Source organism: Sphingomonas sp. GW821-FHT04B01 (genome assembly GCF_059420425.1).
In genome coordinates this window covers 123,857-139,263 of record NZ_JBWKTR010000004.1, presented here as the reverse complement: position 1 = coordinate 139,263, position 15,407 = coordinate 123,857, and the positions used below count along the sequence as shown (strand labels likewise).

At 68.8% G+C, this 15,407-nt stretch carries 12 protein-coding genes and 1 pseudogene; 2 read left to right on the top strand and 11 right to left on the bottom strand.

Annotation, left to right across the window (positions count from 1 at the left end):
* Nucleotides 1–4: 4 nt before the first annotated feature.
* From AC07UH_RS11705 to AC07UH_RS11685, 5 genes are all read right to left on the bottom strand, one after another.
* Nucleotides 5–1,348: a transporter gene (locus tag AC07UH_RS11705; protein WP_495180577.1), complete on the bottom strand. Its 1,344-nt coding sequence runs from the start codon at nucleotides 1,346–1,348 to the stop codon at nucleotides 5–7.
* A gap of 29 nt (nucleotides 1,349–1,377) precedes the next feature.
* A complete protein-coding gene (locus tag AC07UH_RS11700) occupies nucleotides 1,378–2,085 on the bottom strand; it encodes a hypothetical protein (protein ID WP_038661241.1) in 708 nt (235 codons plus the stop codon).
* A 1-nt stretch (nucleotide 2,086) separates the two neighbouring features.
* The gene (locus tag AC07UH_RS11695) at nucleotides 2,087–2,782 is read right to left on the bottom strand and encodes a C39 family peptidase (protein ID WP_038666736.1); all 696 of its coding nucleotides are present in this window, start codon (nucleotides 2,780–2,782) and stop codon (nucleotides 2,087–2,089) included.
* Nucleotides 2,782–3,135: a hypothetical protein gene (locus AC07UH_RS11690; RefSeq protein ID WP_038661244.1), complete on the bottom strand. Its 354-nt coding sequence runs from the start codon at nucleotides 3,133–3,135 to the stop codon at nucleotides 2,782–2,784. The genes AC07UH_RS11695 and AC07UH_RS11690 overlap by 1 nt, the downstream gene beginning before the upstream one ends.
* Nucleotides 3,136–3,200: 65 nt before the next feature.
* On the bottom strand, nucleotides 3,201–4,910 hold the full coding sequence (locus AC07UH_RS11685; protein ID WP_495180576.1) for a beta strand repeat-containing protein: 1,710 nt from the start codon (nucleotides 4,908–4,910) through the stop codon (nucleotides 3,201–3,203).
* Nucleotides 4,911–5,205: 295 nt separating this feature from the next.
* Here AC07UH_RS11685 and AC07UH_RS11680 point away from each other — a divergent pair, with 295 nt between their 5' ends.
* Nucleotides 5,206–6,405 carry a helix-turn-helix transcriptional regulator gene (locus AC07UH_RS11680; RefSeq protein WP_137897455.1) on the top strand — a complete coding sequence of 400 codons (1,200 nt, stop codon included), beginning with the start codon at nucleotides 5,206–5,208 and terminating at the stop codon, nucleotides 6,403–6,405.
* Between the two features lie 11 nt (nucleotides 6,406–6,416).
* On the opposite strand, the gene AC07UH_RS11675 is transcribed toward AC07UH_RS11680, so the two are convergent.
* A complete protein-coding gene (locus AC07UH_RS11675; RefSeq protein WP_495180575.1) occupies nucleotides 6,417–6,938 on the bottom strand; it encodes a hypothetical protein in 522 nt (173 codons plus the stop codon).
* 196 nt (nucleotides 6,939–7,134) lie between these two features.
* Here AC07UH_RS11675 and AC07UH_RS11670 point away from each other — a divergent pair.
* Nucleotides 7,135–8,148, top strand: a pseudogene (locus AC07UH_RS11670) (cupin-like domain-containing protein).
* Nucleotides 8,149–8,160: 12 nt separating this feature from the next.
* On the opposite strand, the gene AC07UH_RS11665 reads toward AC07UH_RS11670, so the two are convergent.
* Genes AC07UH_RS11665 through AC07UH_RS11645 form a run of 5 tightly spaced genes read right to left on the bottom strand, consistent with a single transcriptional unit; the run spans nucleotide 8,161 to nucleotide 15,230 of the window.
* On the bottom strand, nucleotides 8,161–9,195 hold the full coding sequence (locus AC07UH_RS11665) for a cupin-like domain-containing protein (protein ID WP_495193947.1): 1,035 nt from the start codon (nucleotides 9,193–9,195) through the stop codon (nucleotides 8,161–8,163).
* On the bottom strand, nucleotides 9,168–10,694 hold the full coding sequence (locus AC07UH_RS11660) for a tryptophan halogenase family protein (RefSeq protein ID WP_495180574.1): 1,527 nt from the start codon (nucleotides 10,692–10,694) through the stop codon (nucleotides 9,168–9,170). Before AC07UH_RS11660 ends, AC07UH_RS11665 begins: the two co-directional genes overlap by 28 nt.
* Entirely contained in the window at nucleotides 10,691–12,295 is a 1,605-nt protein-coding gene (locus AC07UH_RS11655) for a tryptophan halogenase family protein (protein ID WP_495180573.1), read from the bottom strand. Before AC07UH_RS11655 ends, AC07UH_RS11660 begins: the two co-directional genes overlap by 4 nt.
* Complete coding sequence (locus tag AC07UH_RS11650; RefSeq protein ID WP_495189864.1) at nucleotides 12,292–13,776, bottom strand: tryptophan 7-halogenase; 1,485 nt, start codon at nucleotides 13,774–13,776, stop codon at nucleotides 12,292–12,294. The genes AC07UH_RS11655 and AC07UH_RS11650 overlap by 4 nt, the downstream gene beginning before the upstream one ends.
* Nucleotides 13,773–15,230 carry a tryptophan halogenase family protein gene (locus tag AC07UH_RS11645; protein WP_495180571.1) on the bottom strand — a complete coding sequence of 486 codons (1,458 nt, stop codon included), beginning with the start codon at nucleotides 15,228–15,230 and terminating at the stop codon, nucleotides 13,773–13,775. Before AC07UH_RS11645 ends, AC07UH_RS11650 begins: the two co-directional genes overlap by 4 nt.
* Between the last annotated feature and the right edge of the window lie 177 nt (nucleotides 15,231–15,407).

The following is a 15,407-nucleotide window of genomic DNA, read 5'->3' as shown; positions in this document are numbered from 1 at the left end:
TCGATCAATATGCGGTGAAGGTGAACGGGATGCGCAGCGTCGTGCGGACGTCGGCGGCGTCATCGGTCGCGCCGACCTCGACGTTCCAGTTGAGCGTCGTCGAGGGCGAGGTGCGGTAGCTTACGCCGAAGAGCAGCCGGCCGATCTGCAGGTCGCGACTCTCCGCGGTCATCGCCTCGCCCAATGCCTGCGTCGTCTGGTTCAGCGCGCGCACCCGCGTCTTGGTGCCCAAAGCCCAGGTCTGCGCATAGCCGAAGCTGATGGACGTCCGCGGGTTGAGCGCGATCGCGATCCCCGCGCTGGCCGACGGCTGGTTGCCGGGCGCGACGCGCTCGATATAGGCGGCGCCGATCTGCCGGTTGATGTCGCGGGCGAAATTATAGGTATAGCCGAGCGTCGCGAACAGCACCGCGGGATCGGTCGGCAGGATCGCGGTCAGGTTCGGCGTCACGCCCCAGAAGCCAGCGCCGGTCGCCCCCTTCAGTGCATTGCCGAGCGCGTCGCGCGGCACCTTGAACGGATCGGTGCCGGTCGGCGCCACCGCCTGGACGCCGGCGATCAGATAGGGCGCGCCGTCACGCCCGTCGGTGATCTGATAGCGCAGGCCGAAGTCGATATCGCCGATATTGGCGCCGCTCACCGGCCGATCGAGCTGCCCGGCATTGGGCTGGCTCGGGTTGGCGACCGGCGCCAGCACCGATTTGTCCGAACGATAGACGAACGGCAGCCGGCCGTTGATCTCCAGCCGGCTGGTCAGCCCCAGCCGCCCGACCGTGCCGACGGTGAGCACGTCCTGCCGGCTCTCGTTAATGTCGAAGACGCCGATCAGCACCGCTTCCGGGATCTGCACGCCGCGGAACACCACCTGGTTGCGATCGGCGCGGGCATATTCGAAATTGACCTCCATGGTGGCACGCCCCGCCTTGGTGATGATGCCGCCCTGTTCGGCGAGCACCGCGACCTGCACCTGCCGTTGATCGGACGGCGCCTCGCCGACCGTCTGCACCTGCGCTCCCGAGGCGGCGGCGGCGCGCGGCGGCGCGGGCGGTGGCGAGGCGGGCAGCGGCACGCCGCCCGGGGGCAGCGCGGTCTGCGCGACCGCACGATCGGGTTCGCTCCGCCCGGACAGGCGCGCTTCGAGCCGGTCGATACGGGCGCGCTGTTCGTCGAGCGCCCGCTGTTGCCGCTCCAGTTCCTGCCGTTCGCTGGCCAGGGTGCGGCGGAGATCCTCGGTGCCGTCGGCGGCAGCAGGCACGGCCGCGGCGGCGGGGGATACCGTCTGTTGGGCCGATGCCGGCAGTGCGATCAGGCCGAGTGGAAGGAAGGCATGGCAGACGGCCGGTCGCATCGATGGTGATCCCCTCTAGGTCGTGTCGTTCAGCGCTGTCCGGCGGCATCCGCGGCGATCCGGTTGACCAGCAGCACGCCGTTCATCAGCGCGACCGGCAGGCCGACCAGATTGACGTTGATCGTGCTGACCGTGTCTATCGCGCGGTCGTTGCCGGTGTTCGCGATGACCGCGCCGGTCGCCTGGCCGACGAGATGGCGGATCTCGGTCGCCGGGGTGACGAGCGCGACCTGCGTCCCGCGATCGTCGCTGGTCAGCCGCACGCTCCCCGAACTCGCCGTCACCGCCGGGCCGTTGGCGGTGACCGGCACCAGCGTCTGGCCCGCGGCATCCAGCCAGCCGGTCGCGGGACCGGCGACGATGTTGACGCTGGCCGGCGTGTCCGATCCCGGCGCGGTCACCGTGGTCCCGGTCGGCGTCCGCGAGACCGAAACGGTCGGCCAGTCGGGATCGCCGGTCGCGACGGTGACGGTGCCGGGCGCCGCGCTGGGGCTGGTCGTCCCGTCGGTATAGACGCGCACCCCGGCGTTCGGCCCTTCGCTCGAATAGATGGTGTGGAGCGCGAGCACGCCGTCGATCCGCGTCTGGATGTCGATGCCGATCGCGACGTTCAGCCCGTTGGGCAGCAGCAGTCCGCCGCGCATCGTCGCCAGCTCCGCATCGGGAACCGCGGGCGGGTCGTCGTCCGGCCCGGCGGCGCCGGCGAGCGCCGCGGCGATCAGCAAGGCGATCGGCATGTCAGAACTCTCCCAATTGCGGGCGGGTGAGCGCGAGCTGCGCGCTCTCCAGCGGATCGGCGCTGAGGAAGGGGCGGCCGTGCGGCGCGCGGACCAGGTCGGCGGCCATGTTGAAATGCGATCGGCCGATCGCGTTGCGGCCGCTCAGCACGAAGAACACCCCGTTCCATTGTTTCGCGAAACGGCGGATGGTCTCGCGCCGCAGCCCGAGCGAGGGATCGCCGAGCAGCAGCGTCTGGTCGTCGATCCCCTTGACCACGACGAAGTGGCGATACCCGTCGAAGTTGATCAGCGCGACGCCGGGAATCCCCGCCTTGGCGATCTGTTCGACGCTGACCTTGAAGCCGTCCGCGGCGATCCCGCGCGCCGCCAGATAGCGTTTCATGTCGAGCAGCGAAAAGCCCAGCCGCCGGATCTGCGCCTGGTCGCCGTCGCGGAACATGCCGAGGAAGACGCTCTGCTCGCTCTGCGGATCGTCGTAATGATAGCGCAGCAGCGTCGCCAGCGCCGCCGAGCCGCAGCTGAAGTCATATTGCTGGCGCACGACCGTTTCGAACCGGCGGCCGATCAGGCTGGTCACCGGCGTGGCGAAGTTGAGCGTCGGCGAGAAGTTCACGCCGTTGCCGCCTTCGGGCAGCGGCATGCCGGTGCATCCCGCCACCATCGTCGCCAGCGCCAGGACCACCGCCGCACGCATCATTGGTTGATCGCGACGTTCACGTTCAGCGACGAATTGATCGACACGTTGTTGCCGGTGTTCGCGCTGAGCAGCGACAGGCCGTTGAGGTTCTGGAACGCGCTGGAATCGAAGCTGATCGTGCCGGTCTCGGAATGGCCGTTGACGCTGTTGCCGCTGACCACGCCGGTGTTCTGCGCGCGGATCACCTGCGACAGGTCGGATTGGCCGGTGACCGCGTTGAGCGCGGTATCGTCGACCGCATCCGCCGCTTCGAACGGGCTGGCCGCCGGCACCGACGGGACGGCCTGTGCCGCAGCAATGGCGGGCGTCGCGACCGCCAGCAGCGTGGCACCGATGAAGAGAATACGCATGGCTCGGTCTCCCAATCGATCGATGGAAGGAAGGGGTGACACCGCCACCCCTTCCGCCGTGCGGCTTATTGACCGAGGTTGATCGATCCGGCCGAGACGCTGACGTTGACCGCCGAGTTCTGCGATGCGCCCGCCCCGGTGTTCATGTTGAGCGACTGCAGCCCGGCGAGGTTCTGGAACGCGCCGTCGCCGGTGGTCAGGCTGTTGTCGACCGCGCCGCTCGCGCCACCCGGCGTCTGGTTGTAATCGACGCGGACGCCGGTGACGTAGCTGGCCAGCGTCGCCGACGAGACGACCGCGCTGGCGCCGAACACGTTCGAGGTCGACGCGGCGCCGGTGCCGGCCGTGGCATATCCGGTGCTGCGCGACGAACTGTCGGCATAGCTGGCGTCACCACCGGTCGCGACCGAGCCGCTGCCCTCGTTGCGCGCGGTGTTGCGGCTGGAGCGATCCGAATTGTCGTTGGTCGACTGGTTGCGGCTGTCGGTGGCGTCGCCGTTGCTCGCCGCGACCTGCGCGCCGGTCGCCGAGCTGTTCTGCGAGCGGTTCGACCGGTCGGAATTGTCGGTCGTCGACTGGTTGCGGCTGTCGGTTGCCGAGCCGCTGCCGTTGGAGGCGACCTGTGCGCCCGACGCGCTGCTGGTCGAGGTGTTGGTCGAACGATCCGAATTGTCGGTGTTGGTGGTGGTGTTGGTCGTCGTGTTCGACGTGTGCGAATTGTCGGATTGATCGCGGCTGTCGGTCGCCGAGCCGCTGCCGTTCGAGGCGACCTGGGCGCCCGACGCGGACGAATTGCGCGTCGTGTTGCTGGTCGAACGATCCGAATTGTCGGTGTTCACCGTCGAGCGATCGGCATTGTCGTTATAGGTGTACGACCGATCGGCATTGTCGGTGTTGGTCACCGACTGGTTGCGATTGTCCGACGCGCTGGCGCCGTTGTTCGCCGCGACCTGCGCGCCGCTCGCCGCCGAATTGGTGGTGCTGGTGTGCGTCGTGGTCGAGCGATCCGAATTGTCGGTGTACGACCGGTCGGCATTGTCGGTGCTGGTCACCGACTGGTTGCGGCTGTCGGTGGCGGTGCTGCCGTTGTTGGCGGCGACCTGTGCGCCCGAAGCGCCGCTGCTGTCGGTCGAGGTCTGCGACCGGTTCGAATTGTCGGTGTTGGTCGTCGAGCGGTTCGACCCGTCCGTCCACGTCGTCGAACGGTTCGAGGCGTCGGTGGCGGTGTTGGTCGCCGTGTTGTTGCTGTCATTCATCGAATTGTTGGTGCTGGTCGTCGAGCGGTTCGATGCGTCGGTGTTGGTCGTCGAGCGGTTCGAATTGTCGGTGGCGGTCGTCGACCGGTTCGATCCGTCGGTGTTCGTCGTCGAGCGGTTGGAATTGTCGGTGTTGGTCGTCGAGCGGTTCGATCCGTCGGTCCAGCTCGTCGACCGATCCGACGCGTCGGTGTTGGTCGCGGTGTTGTTGCTGTCGTTGACCGAACTGTTGGTATCGGTGTCGGTGTGGGTGAGCACCGAATTGTCGGTCACCGCCTTGTTCGACGTATACGCATAGGTCAGCGAGCGGTTGGACGCATCGGTGTTGGTCGAGCTGTTGGTGTTGACCCGCGAATTGTCGGCATTGTACGAGCCGTTCGCCGCGTCGCCGCCGGCCGCGGTGCCGGTGTTGGTCGTGGTGGTGGAATAGGTCGAGCCCGGCTGGGTCGTCTGGGCCTGGACCGATGCGGTCCATGCCAAGACGGGAAGTGATGCGGCGATCAGAAGGCGCGATTTCATGGCAGGCATCCCTTGTTGGCCGGTACCCCCGGCGATCCTCTAAGCCCGGCAACGCTGCTGCTGACCGAGCCGGACCGACTCATAGGGTTAATGTTGCGTTCACGATTACCCCCCTTTGCGGGCCAATTCCCCATTCATCTGGGGGCCGTCTTTACCCCCAAATGGGGGGTGAATTCCCCCTATTGTCGTTGTTTCAAAACAGGTTATCCTATGTTTGCAAGACTGACCGACGAGTAGGCGTGCAAAGAGAGGCCCGACGGGAGTCGAACGGGTCGACGCAGGGAGAGATGGTCCGGTGGCGGCAGACAGACATCTGCCCCTGCTCTTCCGTACGGCCGCCATATGCAGCGACGGGCTGCCGCCGTACGATGAGCAGGGCGCGCTATATTCTACGACGGGACCGGCGCCGGTCGCCGATCGTATCGCCCGCATCATTCTGGATACCGATGACCAGCCGACCTCTGCGGCCGACGATATCGCCCTGGTCGTCGGTCATTTCGCGCGTGCGCTCGGGGCCGACGGCTGGGCGCTGACCGGCTCGCCGCGCCAGGGCGTGCCGAGCTGCCTTGCCGCCGCCGGCCTCGGCGACGCCTTCGTCGCATCGCTGCTGCGCATCGCCGAGCGGATCGACTCGGTGGCGGATCGCCGCCTGCCGGCGCCGGTCTGGTGCGAGCAGCTGGCGCCGCCGCACGACGCCGCCGCGCTGGTGATCCCGGTCCCGCACACGCCGGGCCACGCCGCCCTATTCGTCAATCTCCTCTTCGCGGCGGTCGACGAGCACCGGCGCATCGCCATCGAGCGCGCGTCGCTGCGCGAATGGCCCAGCGTCTCCGCCTATCTGCGCCTGTGGCAATCGACGCGGCTCGAGCGACGCGTCGCGGAGGGGGTCAGCGCCGGGCTGAACCTGGTCGCGATCGGCATCGTACTGCTCTCCGGCGACGGCCAGATCGCTTTCGCCAACGATGCGGCACGGCTGCTGATGGACCGGCAGGACGGCATCCGCGAACATCGCGGCCAGGTGCAGGCGACCCACCGCGGCGACGCCGGCGCTTTCTCCACCGCGGTCGGCCACGTGCTGGCGCATGCCGGCTCGACCGCGGCGCTCGCGCCGATGTCGCTGCTGATGCTGCACCGCGACCATGGCCCGCCGCTGGTGGCGTCGTTCGTCTGCACGCCACGCGCGGCGGACGCGCCCGACGAGGGCGGCGCGCTGCTGTTCTTCGTCGATCCCGGGCTCGACATCCACCAGCTCGCCGAGCCCGTCTGCAAGCTGTTCCGCCTGTCGCGGGTCGAGACCGAACTCGCCTGCCTGCTCGCCTCGGGCCAGACGCTGGCGGCGGCGGCACAATCGCTCCACGTCAAGGTCAGCACCGCGCGCGGCTATCTCAAGCAGGTGTTCGTCAAGACCGGCAGCAACCGGCAGGTCGATCTCGTCCGCCTGATCTTCAGCAATCTCATCCGCACCGCGCACCGCGACCACGCCCGCCTGCGCTGATCGCCGCCGCGCTATCGCGTCATCAGCCAGCCGAGCAATGCCAGCATCGCCAGCGCCGGCCACCCGCCCTGCGCGCGCAGCAGATAGGCCGCGCCGAGCACGCCCGTCGCCGCCAGCGCGCCGGCGACCACCCGCTGCGTCGCGATCCGCTCCAGCACGACGATTCCACCGACCAGATTGGCGGCCGCATTGATCGCGATCCACAGATAGGACGGCACCACGCCGATCGCGCCCCACACCGGCAGCTTGATCGTCGCATAGCCCCGCATCGTGCCCGGAAACAGGTCCGCCGCGAGATGGACGCCGATCCCGAACCCCAGCCCGGCCGCCACCGGCCACGTCCGATGATCGAGCAGCGCGACCGCGAGCGGCAGGATACCGTGGGTCAGCGCGCTGCGATGCCGCAGCCGCAGCGGCGTGTCGAGGTCGGGCAGCCGCGTCCCCGCCGCCGCCGCCAGCACGATCGTCGCGATCATGACCCACGGCCCATTGCCGCCGGTAAACGCGAACACCACCGCGAGAAGGAGAAACAAGGATGCCGCCATCCGCGGCCGTTAACTATATGTACCCCTTTTGTCCACAAGCCGCGCGGCGCGCGCTTGACAATTCCATGGCTGCGGCAGACCGGTAACAATCGGAAATCACGCTTCATTTGTATCGAAGCCGGCCCTCTACCCACATGCACGGCGCCACCCATCGAGAGGCAAGAGACATGGAAAGCCACCGGGGATGACATCGGCCGTCATCGAGCGCCCTGCGGTAGACGCCGCGACCTTCGCACGAGAGATCGCGGGGGGCTATGTGCCGGTCGTGCTGCGCGGGCAGGTCGACGCATGGGCGGCGGTGCGCGCCGGGCGCGGCGGCGATCGCGCGATGGCGACCTATCTCGCCGCATTCGAGGGCGGGCAGACGCTCGACGTGATGATCGGCGCGCCGGAGATCGCCGGACGTTTCTTCTACAACGACGATGTGACCGGCTTCAACTTCCAGCGGCAGAAGGTCGCGTTGCGGCAGTTGCTCGGTCAGCTCGTCCGCTAAAGCGAAGACGGCGCCGTCGATGCCCACGCGCTCTACGCCAATGCGGCGACGGCGCCTGAGCATCTGCCGGGTTGGGACGCGGAGAACCACCTCGGCCTGCCGACGGGCGATGCGCCCGCGCGGCTGTGGATCGGCAACGCGACCCGCGTCGCCACGCATTACGACGAATCGAGCAACATCGCCTGCGTCGTCCACGGGCGGCGGCGATTCACCCTGTTCCCCCCAGACCAGATCGCCAACCTCTACGTCGGCCCGCTCGACCATACGATGGCCGGACCGCCGTCGAGCATGGTCGATCCCGAGAATCCCGATCTTGCCCGCTATCCGCGGTTCGCCGCGGCGCTGGCGCACGCGCAGGTCGCGGAGCTCGGACCGGGTGACGCGATCTTCGTGCCCGCGATCTGGTGGCACCACGTCGCGGCGCTCGACCCGCTCAACGTGCTCGTGAATTATTGGTGGGGCGACGCGCAGGCGGCATCGCCCTTCGGCGCGCTGGTCCACGCGCTGATGGCGGTGCGCGATCTTCCGCCGGCGCAGCGCCACGCGTGGCGGGGATGGTTCGACCATTATGTCTTTGCGGACGGTGCCGGCGAAGTCGGCGACCATCTCCCCGTCGCGGCGCGCGGCATCCTCGCCGCGGCAAGCCCCGCCCGCACCGAGCGGCTGCGCGACTTCCTCGTCCGCTTGCTCGGCGGCAAGCGCTAGGCCTACCCGCGGTTACGGTCGGGCGAGGCCGTCGCGCAACGTCGCGCGGATGCGGGCCGCGGTGGTCGCGTCGATCGGTCCCAGCACGCCCTTCGCCGCATCCGGCAGATGCGCGGCCGGATCGCTTTGTCCGCGGAACACCAGATGGTCGAAGACGGCGCGGAACGCGTCGCGCTGATCCGCCGGCAGCGGGGCGATCGCCAGTAGCGCGTGGAGCAGCGCGTCATAGGGATTGCCCAGCTCGGCCGGCGCCGCATTCCACCAGTAGTTGACGAAGGCATTGACCGGATCGAGCGACTCGACGGCATGCCACCAGTGGAACGGGATGTAGATCGCGTCGCCCGGCGCCAGCGTCGCGGTCTGGGCGACCTTGGCGGCGTCGGCGAAGCGCGGGAAGCGCGCGAGATCCGGCGCGTCGGGATCGACGAGGCTGACCGGCGTGCCCGCCGGCGTCAGCTCCAGCGGCCCCATGTAGAGGTTGGCGACCTGATCCGGCGGAAACAGCGTGAAGCGTCGCCGCCCCATTACCACCACGCCGATATTCTCCATGAGGTCGTAATGCGTCGCGACGCGGATCGCATTGCCCAGCCAGATTCGTGGCACCACGTCCGGCGCGACCAGATCCGTCGCATTCGCCTCGGCGAACCCCGGCAGCAGTGTGGGCAGCGGCACCGACTGGACCGCCATCGCGAAGGGCTCGCTGCGATCCCGATCGCGCAGCAGCCGCGCGAGGAACGGGTCGAGCGGCGTCTGCCCGCGCACGAAGTTCATCCCGGTGAGATCGTCGTTGTAGAAGAACCGGCCGCCGATCGATGGTTCGCCGAGGATCGCGGCGACCGGTTCGCCGTGGCTGAACCGCTGGAGATAGGCGACGCCCTCCTCCGCCGAACGCTGCGCGGCCTGCACCGCGGGCCAGTCGCGCCCGACCTGCCGCAGCACCACGGGCCGGCCGGCGGGGCGGATTTCGTTGTCGAAGGTGCGCCGGTCGACGTTGGCGATCTCGGGCAGCGCCTGCGCGGTCATGCAGCGACGCCCGTCATCGCGCATCCATAATGTGCCAGCAGCTCGTCCTGCCGCGGCAGCAGATGCGCCGTTTCCTCGACCACGCGCCGGATATGATCGAGCCGCGACAGCGTCTCGGCATCCGACAGCAGATCGGCGGCGGGATGATATCCGCCCGCCGCCACGCCCTGCCCGACCATCACCGACAGCCAGCTCGTCTCGGTGAACAGTTCGTCGTGCTCACGGAAGACCCGGCCGTTGGCGGCGAAGACGGCGAGTTTCTCGGCGAGTCCCGGCGGCGGTGCCAGCATGCGGCAATAATCCCAGAAGGCGGTGTCGCGACGCTGCGTCGCCTTATAGTGGAGGACGAGGAAATCGCGGATGTCGAGGTAATCGGCGACGTGCGCGGCGTTGAACTTGTCGATCTCGACCCGGTCGAAACGGCGCGTCGGCCAATAGGTCAGCAGCCGCGCGGTCGCCGACTGGACGAGGTGGATGCTCGTCGATTCCAGCGGTTCGAGGAACCCGCCGGCCAGTCCCAGGGCGACGACGTTGCCGACCCAGGCACGGCGGCGATGCCCGGCGGTAAAGCGCAGGAAGCGGGGATCGCCGAGCGGCGCGCCGTCGAGATTGGCGAGCAACGTCGCGGCCGCCTCGTCGTCGGACAGATGGTCGCTGGCATAGACGTAGCCGTTACCGATGCGATGCTGCAGCGGAATGCGCCACTGCCACCCCGCCGCACGCGCCGTCGAGCGGGTGAGCGGCTGCCGGTCGCCGCCGTGCGCGCAGGGCACCGCCACCGCGCGGTCGCAGGGCAGCCATGCGCTCCAGTCCTCGAACCCGGCCTGCATCTCGCCTTCGATCAGCAAACCGCGAAAGCCCGAGCAATCGATGAACAGGTCGCCAGCGACCCGCGTGCCCGCGGCGAGCGCTACCGCGCTGACATGGCCGGTCTCGCCGTCGCGTTCGGCCGCGACGATCCGCCCCTCGATACGGCGCACGCCGTTCGCCTCCGCCAGCCGCCGCAGGAGCTGCGCGTACAGGCCGGCATCGAACTGGAAGGCATAGCTCAGCTTCGACAGCGGCGATCCCGGCTGGTCCGGACGCGGATGGCCGAACCGCCCCTGCAGGCCGGCGACGATCGCCAGCGAATAGGCATCGAGCGGCGTGGTATCGCCGAGCGCCTGCCCCTTCAGCCAGAAATGGTGGAACTCGATCCCCTTCATGTCGAGCCCGTAGCTGCCGAAGGGGTGGACGTAGCGGTGGCCGGGACGGACCCAGTCGACGAACTCGATGCCGAGCTTGTAGGTCGCGCGCGTCTCGCGCATGAACTGCGCCTCGTCGAGGCCGAGCATCTTGTTGAACAGGACGATCTGCGGGATCGTCGCCTCGCCGACGCCGACGGTGCCGATCTCGTCCGATTCGATCAGTTCGATCGTCAGCCCGGGCATCTCGCCGAGTACGCGCGACATCGCCGCCGCCGCCATCCATCCCGCGGTGCCGCCGCCGACGATCACGACGCGGCGGATCGCATCGTCCCTCACAGCGGGTCCGCCGAGAAATCGAACGGCGATTCCGATGCGAACGAAAAGGTCGGACCGGCGGCTGTGGTCGGCGCCGCGGGTGCGGTCGCCGGCGCGGCAGGCTGGCCGGAGATATGGCGGAGGAAGTCGCCATGGCTCGGCAGGCGACCGGCGATGTCGAGATACTCGCGGCGCATTTCCTCCAGCGCCCCCGCGACCCGCTCTTCGTCGAGCGCGTCGACCGCGGGTTCGTACTCCTGCGGCACGATGTCCTGGCCCAGGCACACGCTGACCCAGCTCGTCGTCGCGAACAGCTCGCGGTTCTCACGGAACACCCGCCCCTTGCCGCGGAACAGCGCGATCTTGCGCGCCAGGCTGTCGGGGATGTCCATCGTGCGGCAGCGGTCCCAGAACGGCGTGTCGCGGCGCCGCGTCGCCTTGTAGTGGAGGATGACGAAGTCGCGGACGTCGGCATACAGCTCGTGCATCTGCGCGTTATATTCGTCGCGCTCGACCGGATCGAAGCGCCGGTCGGGGAACAGCGCGATCAGCCGCGCGATGCCGGACTGGACGAGGTGGATCGAGGTCGATTCGAGCGGCTCGATGAAGCCGCTCGCCAGCCCCAAAGCGACGACGTTGCGGTTCCACGCCAGCTTGCGGCGACCGGTGGTGAAGGCGAGATGGCGTGGCGCCGCAAGCGGTGCGCCCTCCAGATTGGCGAGCAGCTCGCGCTCGGCGGCATCGGCTTGCTGGAACTCGCTGCAATAGACGAGCCCGTTGCCCATGCGCTGTTGCAACGGAATCCGCCATTGCCAGCCCGATCCGCGCGCGGTGGCGCGGGTGAACGGATCGGGATCGCCGCTATAGGCGCTCGGCACCGCGACGGCACGATCGCACGGCAGCCAGTGCCGCCAATCCTCATAGCCGGTCTCCAGCGTCTCCTCGATCAGAACGCCGCGGAAGCCGGAGCAATCGATGAACAGGTCGCCGCCGACGGTCTGCCCGTCGTCCAGCTTGAGCGCGGTGACATGACCGTCCTCGGGCCGCTGCGCCACCGCGACGACCTTGCCCTCGATCCGCTGCACCCCGTTGCGTTCGGCGAAGCGGCGCAGGAAGCCGGCGTAGCGCACCGCGTCGAAGTGATAGGCGTAGAACAGGTCCTTGACCGCCGATTGCGCTTGCTGTGCCGGGGGTGCGAACTTGCCGGCCTGCGCCGCCACCGCGCTCATCGACCAGGCGGAGATATCGGGCAGCACCCGCCGCTGCCGCTCGCGCAGATAGAGCTGGTGGAAATGCACCCCGCCAAGGTCGTGGCCGTGCGCGCCGAATGGATGGAAATAGCGCTCGCCGATATCGCCCCAACCGACGAATTCGATTCCCAGCTTGTAGGTGCCGCCGGTCTCGCGGATGAACGCATGCTCGTCGATGCCGAGCATGCTGTTGAAGGTGCGCAGCGGCGGGATCGTCGCCTCGCCGACGCCGACCGTGCCGATCTCCTCGGACTCGATCAGCGTGACGCGCGTGACGCCGTTGTTGAGGAAGCGTGCCATCGCCGCCGCCGCCATCCAGCCCGCCGTCCCCCCGCCGAGGATGACCACGCTGCGGATCGTATGTTCGTTCATCTGCCGAGCCGTTTCCGCTGTGAGTAAAAATACGCGTCGAGATCGGGACATCGCGACACCGCCTGGCCGATCGCCGCGCGATAGGCCGCCATGGCCCGGTCGCTGTCGGCGGCGTCGGTCGCCTCGATCAGCGGATCGATGCGGCGCGGCATCGTCCCCTGCCCGATCAGCACCGTCAGCCAATCGTCGCGCGAGAAGGTCTCCTCCTCGAAGAACGGCAGGCGGCCGCGCTCCCGAAACGCCGCCAGCGTCCGGGCGAGGCTGTCCGGGAGTGGTTCGGAAACGCGCCAGAACGGTTCGGGGCGCTGCGCCGTGGCATAGTGACAGAGCACGAAGTCGCGCACGCGGACCACCTCCGCCTGTGCCTGCCGGTTGTAATCGGCGATCTCCAGCGGATGGCAGGCGCGGCCCGGCAGCATCGCGACGATCCGGTCGATCGCGCTATGGGCGAGATGCAGGTTGGTGAAGTCGAGCGGTTCGATCACCGTCGCGGCATCGCCGACCGCCACGCAATTGTGCGCCCACGGCTCTGGCCGGGTGCCCTGACGGAAGGCGACCGCCGGCGCGATCGCCGTCGCGCCCGCCGTCGCCAGCGCCTCTTGCGCGTCGGCCTCGGCCAGGAAGGCGCCCGCGTAGCAAAGGCCATGCGACGTCCGGTCCACCGTCGGCGTGCGCCAGCGCCAGCCGGCCGGCGTGGCATGGACCTGATCCAGCGCGGTCATTCGCTCCGGCGGCCCATCCGCCGTGACCAGCCGGTCGCACCGCAGCCAGCGCTGCCAGTCCTCCCGGACATCGTCGATCGCGCCGCGTACGGTCGCGCGGGGACCGGAGGCGTCGACGAACAGATCCGCACTTACCACCGTGCCGTCCGTCAGCAGCAGCGCGTCGACGAACCCGTCGTCGCCGCGCCGTCGCACCGTGGCGACCTCGCCATCGCGCACCTCGACCCCCAGATGCCGCGCGAACGCCTCCAGCATTGCCCGATAGCGCGGCACGTCCAGCATCACCGCCGCCTGCACCTCCGCGACGATTCCCGCCGGCGGGATCGGCATCCGCCCGGCCCGCGCCAGCATCGCCGCGGGTGCATGCGCCTCGAACGGCGCCGCGGTCCCCGCCCGCGCCGCGCGCAGCCAGTGATGGTGGAAAGAGGCGGTTCCGAACGGCTGGCCACACGGCCCATAAGCATGGACATAGGGCGGCAGACCCCCTGCCCAGCCCTCGAACGCGCTGCCCAGCCGCCATACGCCGCCGGCGCGCAACACCGCATCGTCCTCGCTCAGGCCGAGGTCGTCGTGGAAGCCGATCGTCGACGGCAGCGTCTGCGCGATGCGATCCGCGAGCGCGTCGGGCGGCGGCGGCGTCGCGACGATCGTCACCGCCACGCCGGGCACGCGCCGGCGCAGCGCCACCGCCGCCGACCAGCCGACGATCCCGCCGCCGACGACCGCGATGCGCGTGATGGGCGCGTCGAGCGGCGTCACGCGGCGGCCGGCATCGGACAATAACCGGCGAGAAAGGCGGCATGCGCCGGCATCGCGCCGACCGCCGCGGCGATCTCGCCACGCATCCGTTCGAGCCCCGCGACGAGGCTGTCGGTGGACGGCGCCGCCGCCCGCGGGTCCGCGCCCGTCGGAACGACGCGCTGCCCGAGATAGACCGAGACCCAGCTGGCATCGAGGAACGCGCCCTCGCGATATTTGACGACGCGGCCGCGGCGCCTGAACAACGCCATCTTCTCCGCAAGGCTGTCCGGGATCGGCATCGTCCGGACGTAGGCCCAGAACCGCGAATCGTCGCGCTCGGTCGCGTGATAATGCAGGATCAGGAAATCGCGGACGCGATCATATTCCATGTTGATCAGGCGGTTGAACTCGTCGCGATCGACCGGCGCGATGCGCTTCTCGGGGAACAGCTCGATCAGCGCGGTGATCGCCTGCTGGACCAGATAGAGGCTCGTCGATTCCAGTGGCTCGAGAAATCCCGACGCGAGGCCGACCGCGACGACGTTGTTCACCCAGCTGCGCGCGCGTCGTCCGGCCTTGAACCGCAGAACGCGCGGATCGGCGAGCGGCGTGCCCTCCACGGCGCCGAGCAAGGCGTCGGTCGCGGCGCCTTCGGACAGGAAGTCGCTCGCGAAGACATAGCCGTTGCCGGTGCGATGCTGCAGCGGGATACGCCAGCGCCAGCCCGAGGGCATCGCGATCGCGCTGGTGTAGGGAGTCACCGCCGTCGCGGTCCGGCACGGCATCGCGACGGCGCGGTCGGCCGGCAGCCAGCGCGACCAGTCCTCGAACGGTTCGGCCAACTCCTTGCCGATCAGCAAGGCGGCGAAGCCCGAACAGTCGACGAACAGGTCGCCCTCGACGCGTCGCCCATCCGCGAGCACGAGCGCGGTGACGTCGCCGCTCTGCGCATCGCGTTCCACCGCGACGACCTTGCCCTCGGTACGGCGGACGCCGAGCCCCTCGGCGATGCGCCGCAGATAGGGCGCGAAGGCGACCGCGTCGAATTGATAGGCATACCCGAAGGTCGAAGCGATCTGCTGCGGGTCGCGTGCCGGCTGGCCGAAGCGGTTGGCCCGCGCCAGCGAACAGGCCATCGAATAATGCTCGATCGGCGGCAGCGGCACGCCGGCGCGTAGCAGGCGGGTGTAATAATGGTGGAACTGCACCTCGCCGCTGCCGCGTCCGAACGTGCCGAAGGGATGGATGTAGCTGTCTCCGACCCGCCCCCAGTCGCGAAACTCGATACCCAGTTTGAAGGTGGCGCGCGTCGCCGCCATGAACTCGGCTTCGACGATGCCGAGGCGCTCGTTGAAGGCCCGGATATGCGGCAGGGTTGCTTCCCCAACCCCAATGATTCCAATGGCTTCCGATTCGATCAGCGCGACGGTGCATCGGCTGGGCAACAGCTTGGCGAGCGCGGTGGCGGCCATCCAGCCGGATGTCCCCCCTCCGACGACCACTACCCGCTGCCGCTCCGCCCGTTCCATCCACTCTGCCCATGACCAGCGCGGTAATTTCCTCCGCCCTTGTCCGCGTCATACCGGAATTTGGGTGCCCGGGAACCGTCTTTCGCCCGCAATCCGGAAGTTCGTGGTAGCGCAAACAAA

Coding starts and splice junctions, on each gene's coding strand:
- AC07UH_RS11705 (WP_495180577.1), bottom strand. CDS start 1,348: ATGCGACCGGCCGTCTGCCATGCCTTCCTTCCACTCGGCCTGATCGCA.
- AC07UH_RS11700 (WP_038661241.1), bottom strand. CDS start 2,085: ATGCCGATCGCCTTGCTGATCGCCGCGGCGCTCGCCGGCGCCGCCGGG.
- AC07UH_RS11695 (WP_038666736.1), bottom strand. CDS start 2,782: ATGCGTGCGGCGGTGGTCCTGGCGCTGGCGACGATGGTGGCGGGATGC.
- AC07UH_RS11690 (WP_038661244.1), bottom strand. CDS start 3,135: ATGCGTATTCTCTTCATCGGTGCCACGCTGCTGGCGGTCGCGACGCCC.
- AC07UH_RS11685 (WP_495180576.1), bottom strand. CDS start 4,910: ATGAAATCGCGCCTTCTGATCGCCGCATCACTTCCCGTCTTGGCATGG.
- AC07UH_RS11665 (WP_495193947.1), bottom strand. CDS start 9,195: ATGCGCGATGACGGGCGTCGCTGCATGACCGCGCAGGCGCTGCCCGAG.
- AC07UH_RS11655 (WP_495180573.1), bottom strand. CDS start 12,295: ATGAACGAACATACGATCCGCAGCGTGGTCATCCTCGGCGGGGGGACG.
- AC07UH_RS11645 (WP_495180571.1), bottom strand. CDS start 15,230: ATGGCCGCCACCGCGCTCGCCAAGCTGTTGCCCAGCCGATGCACCGTC.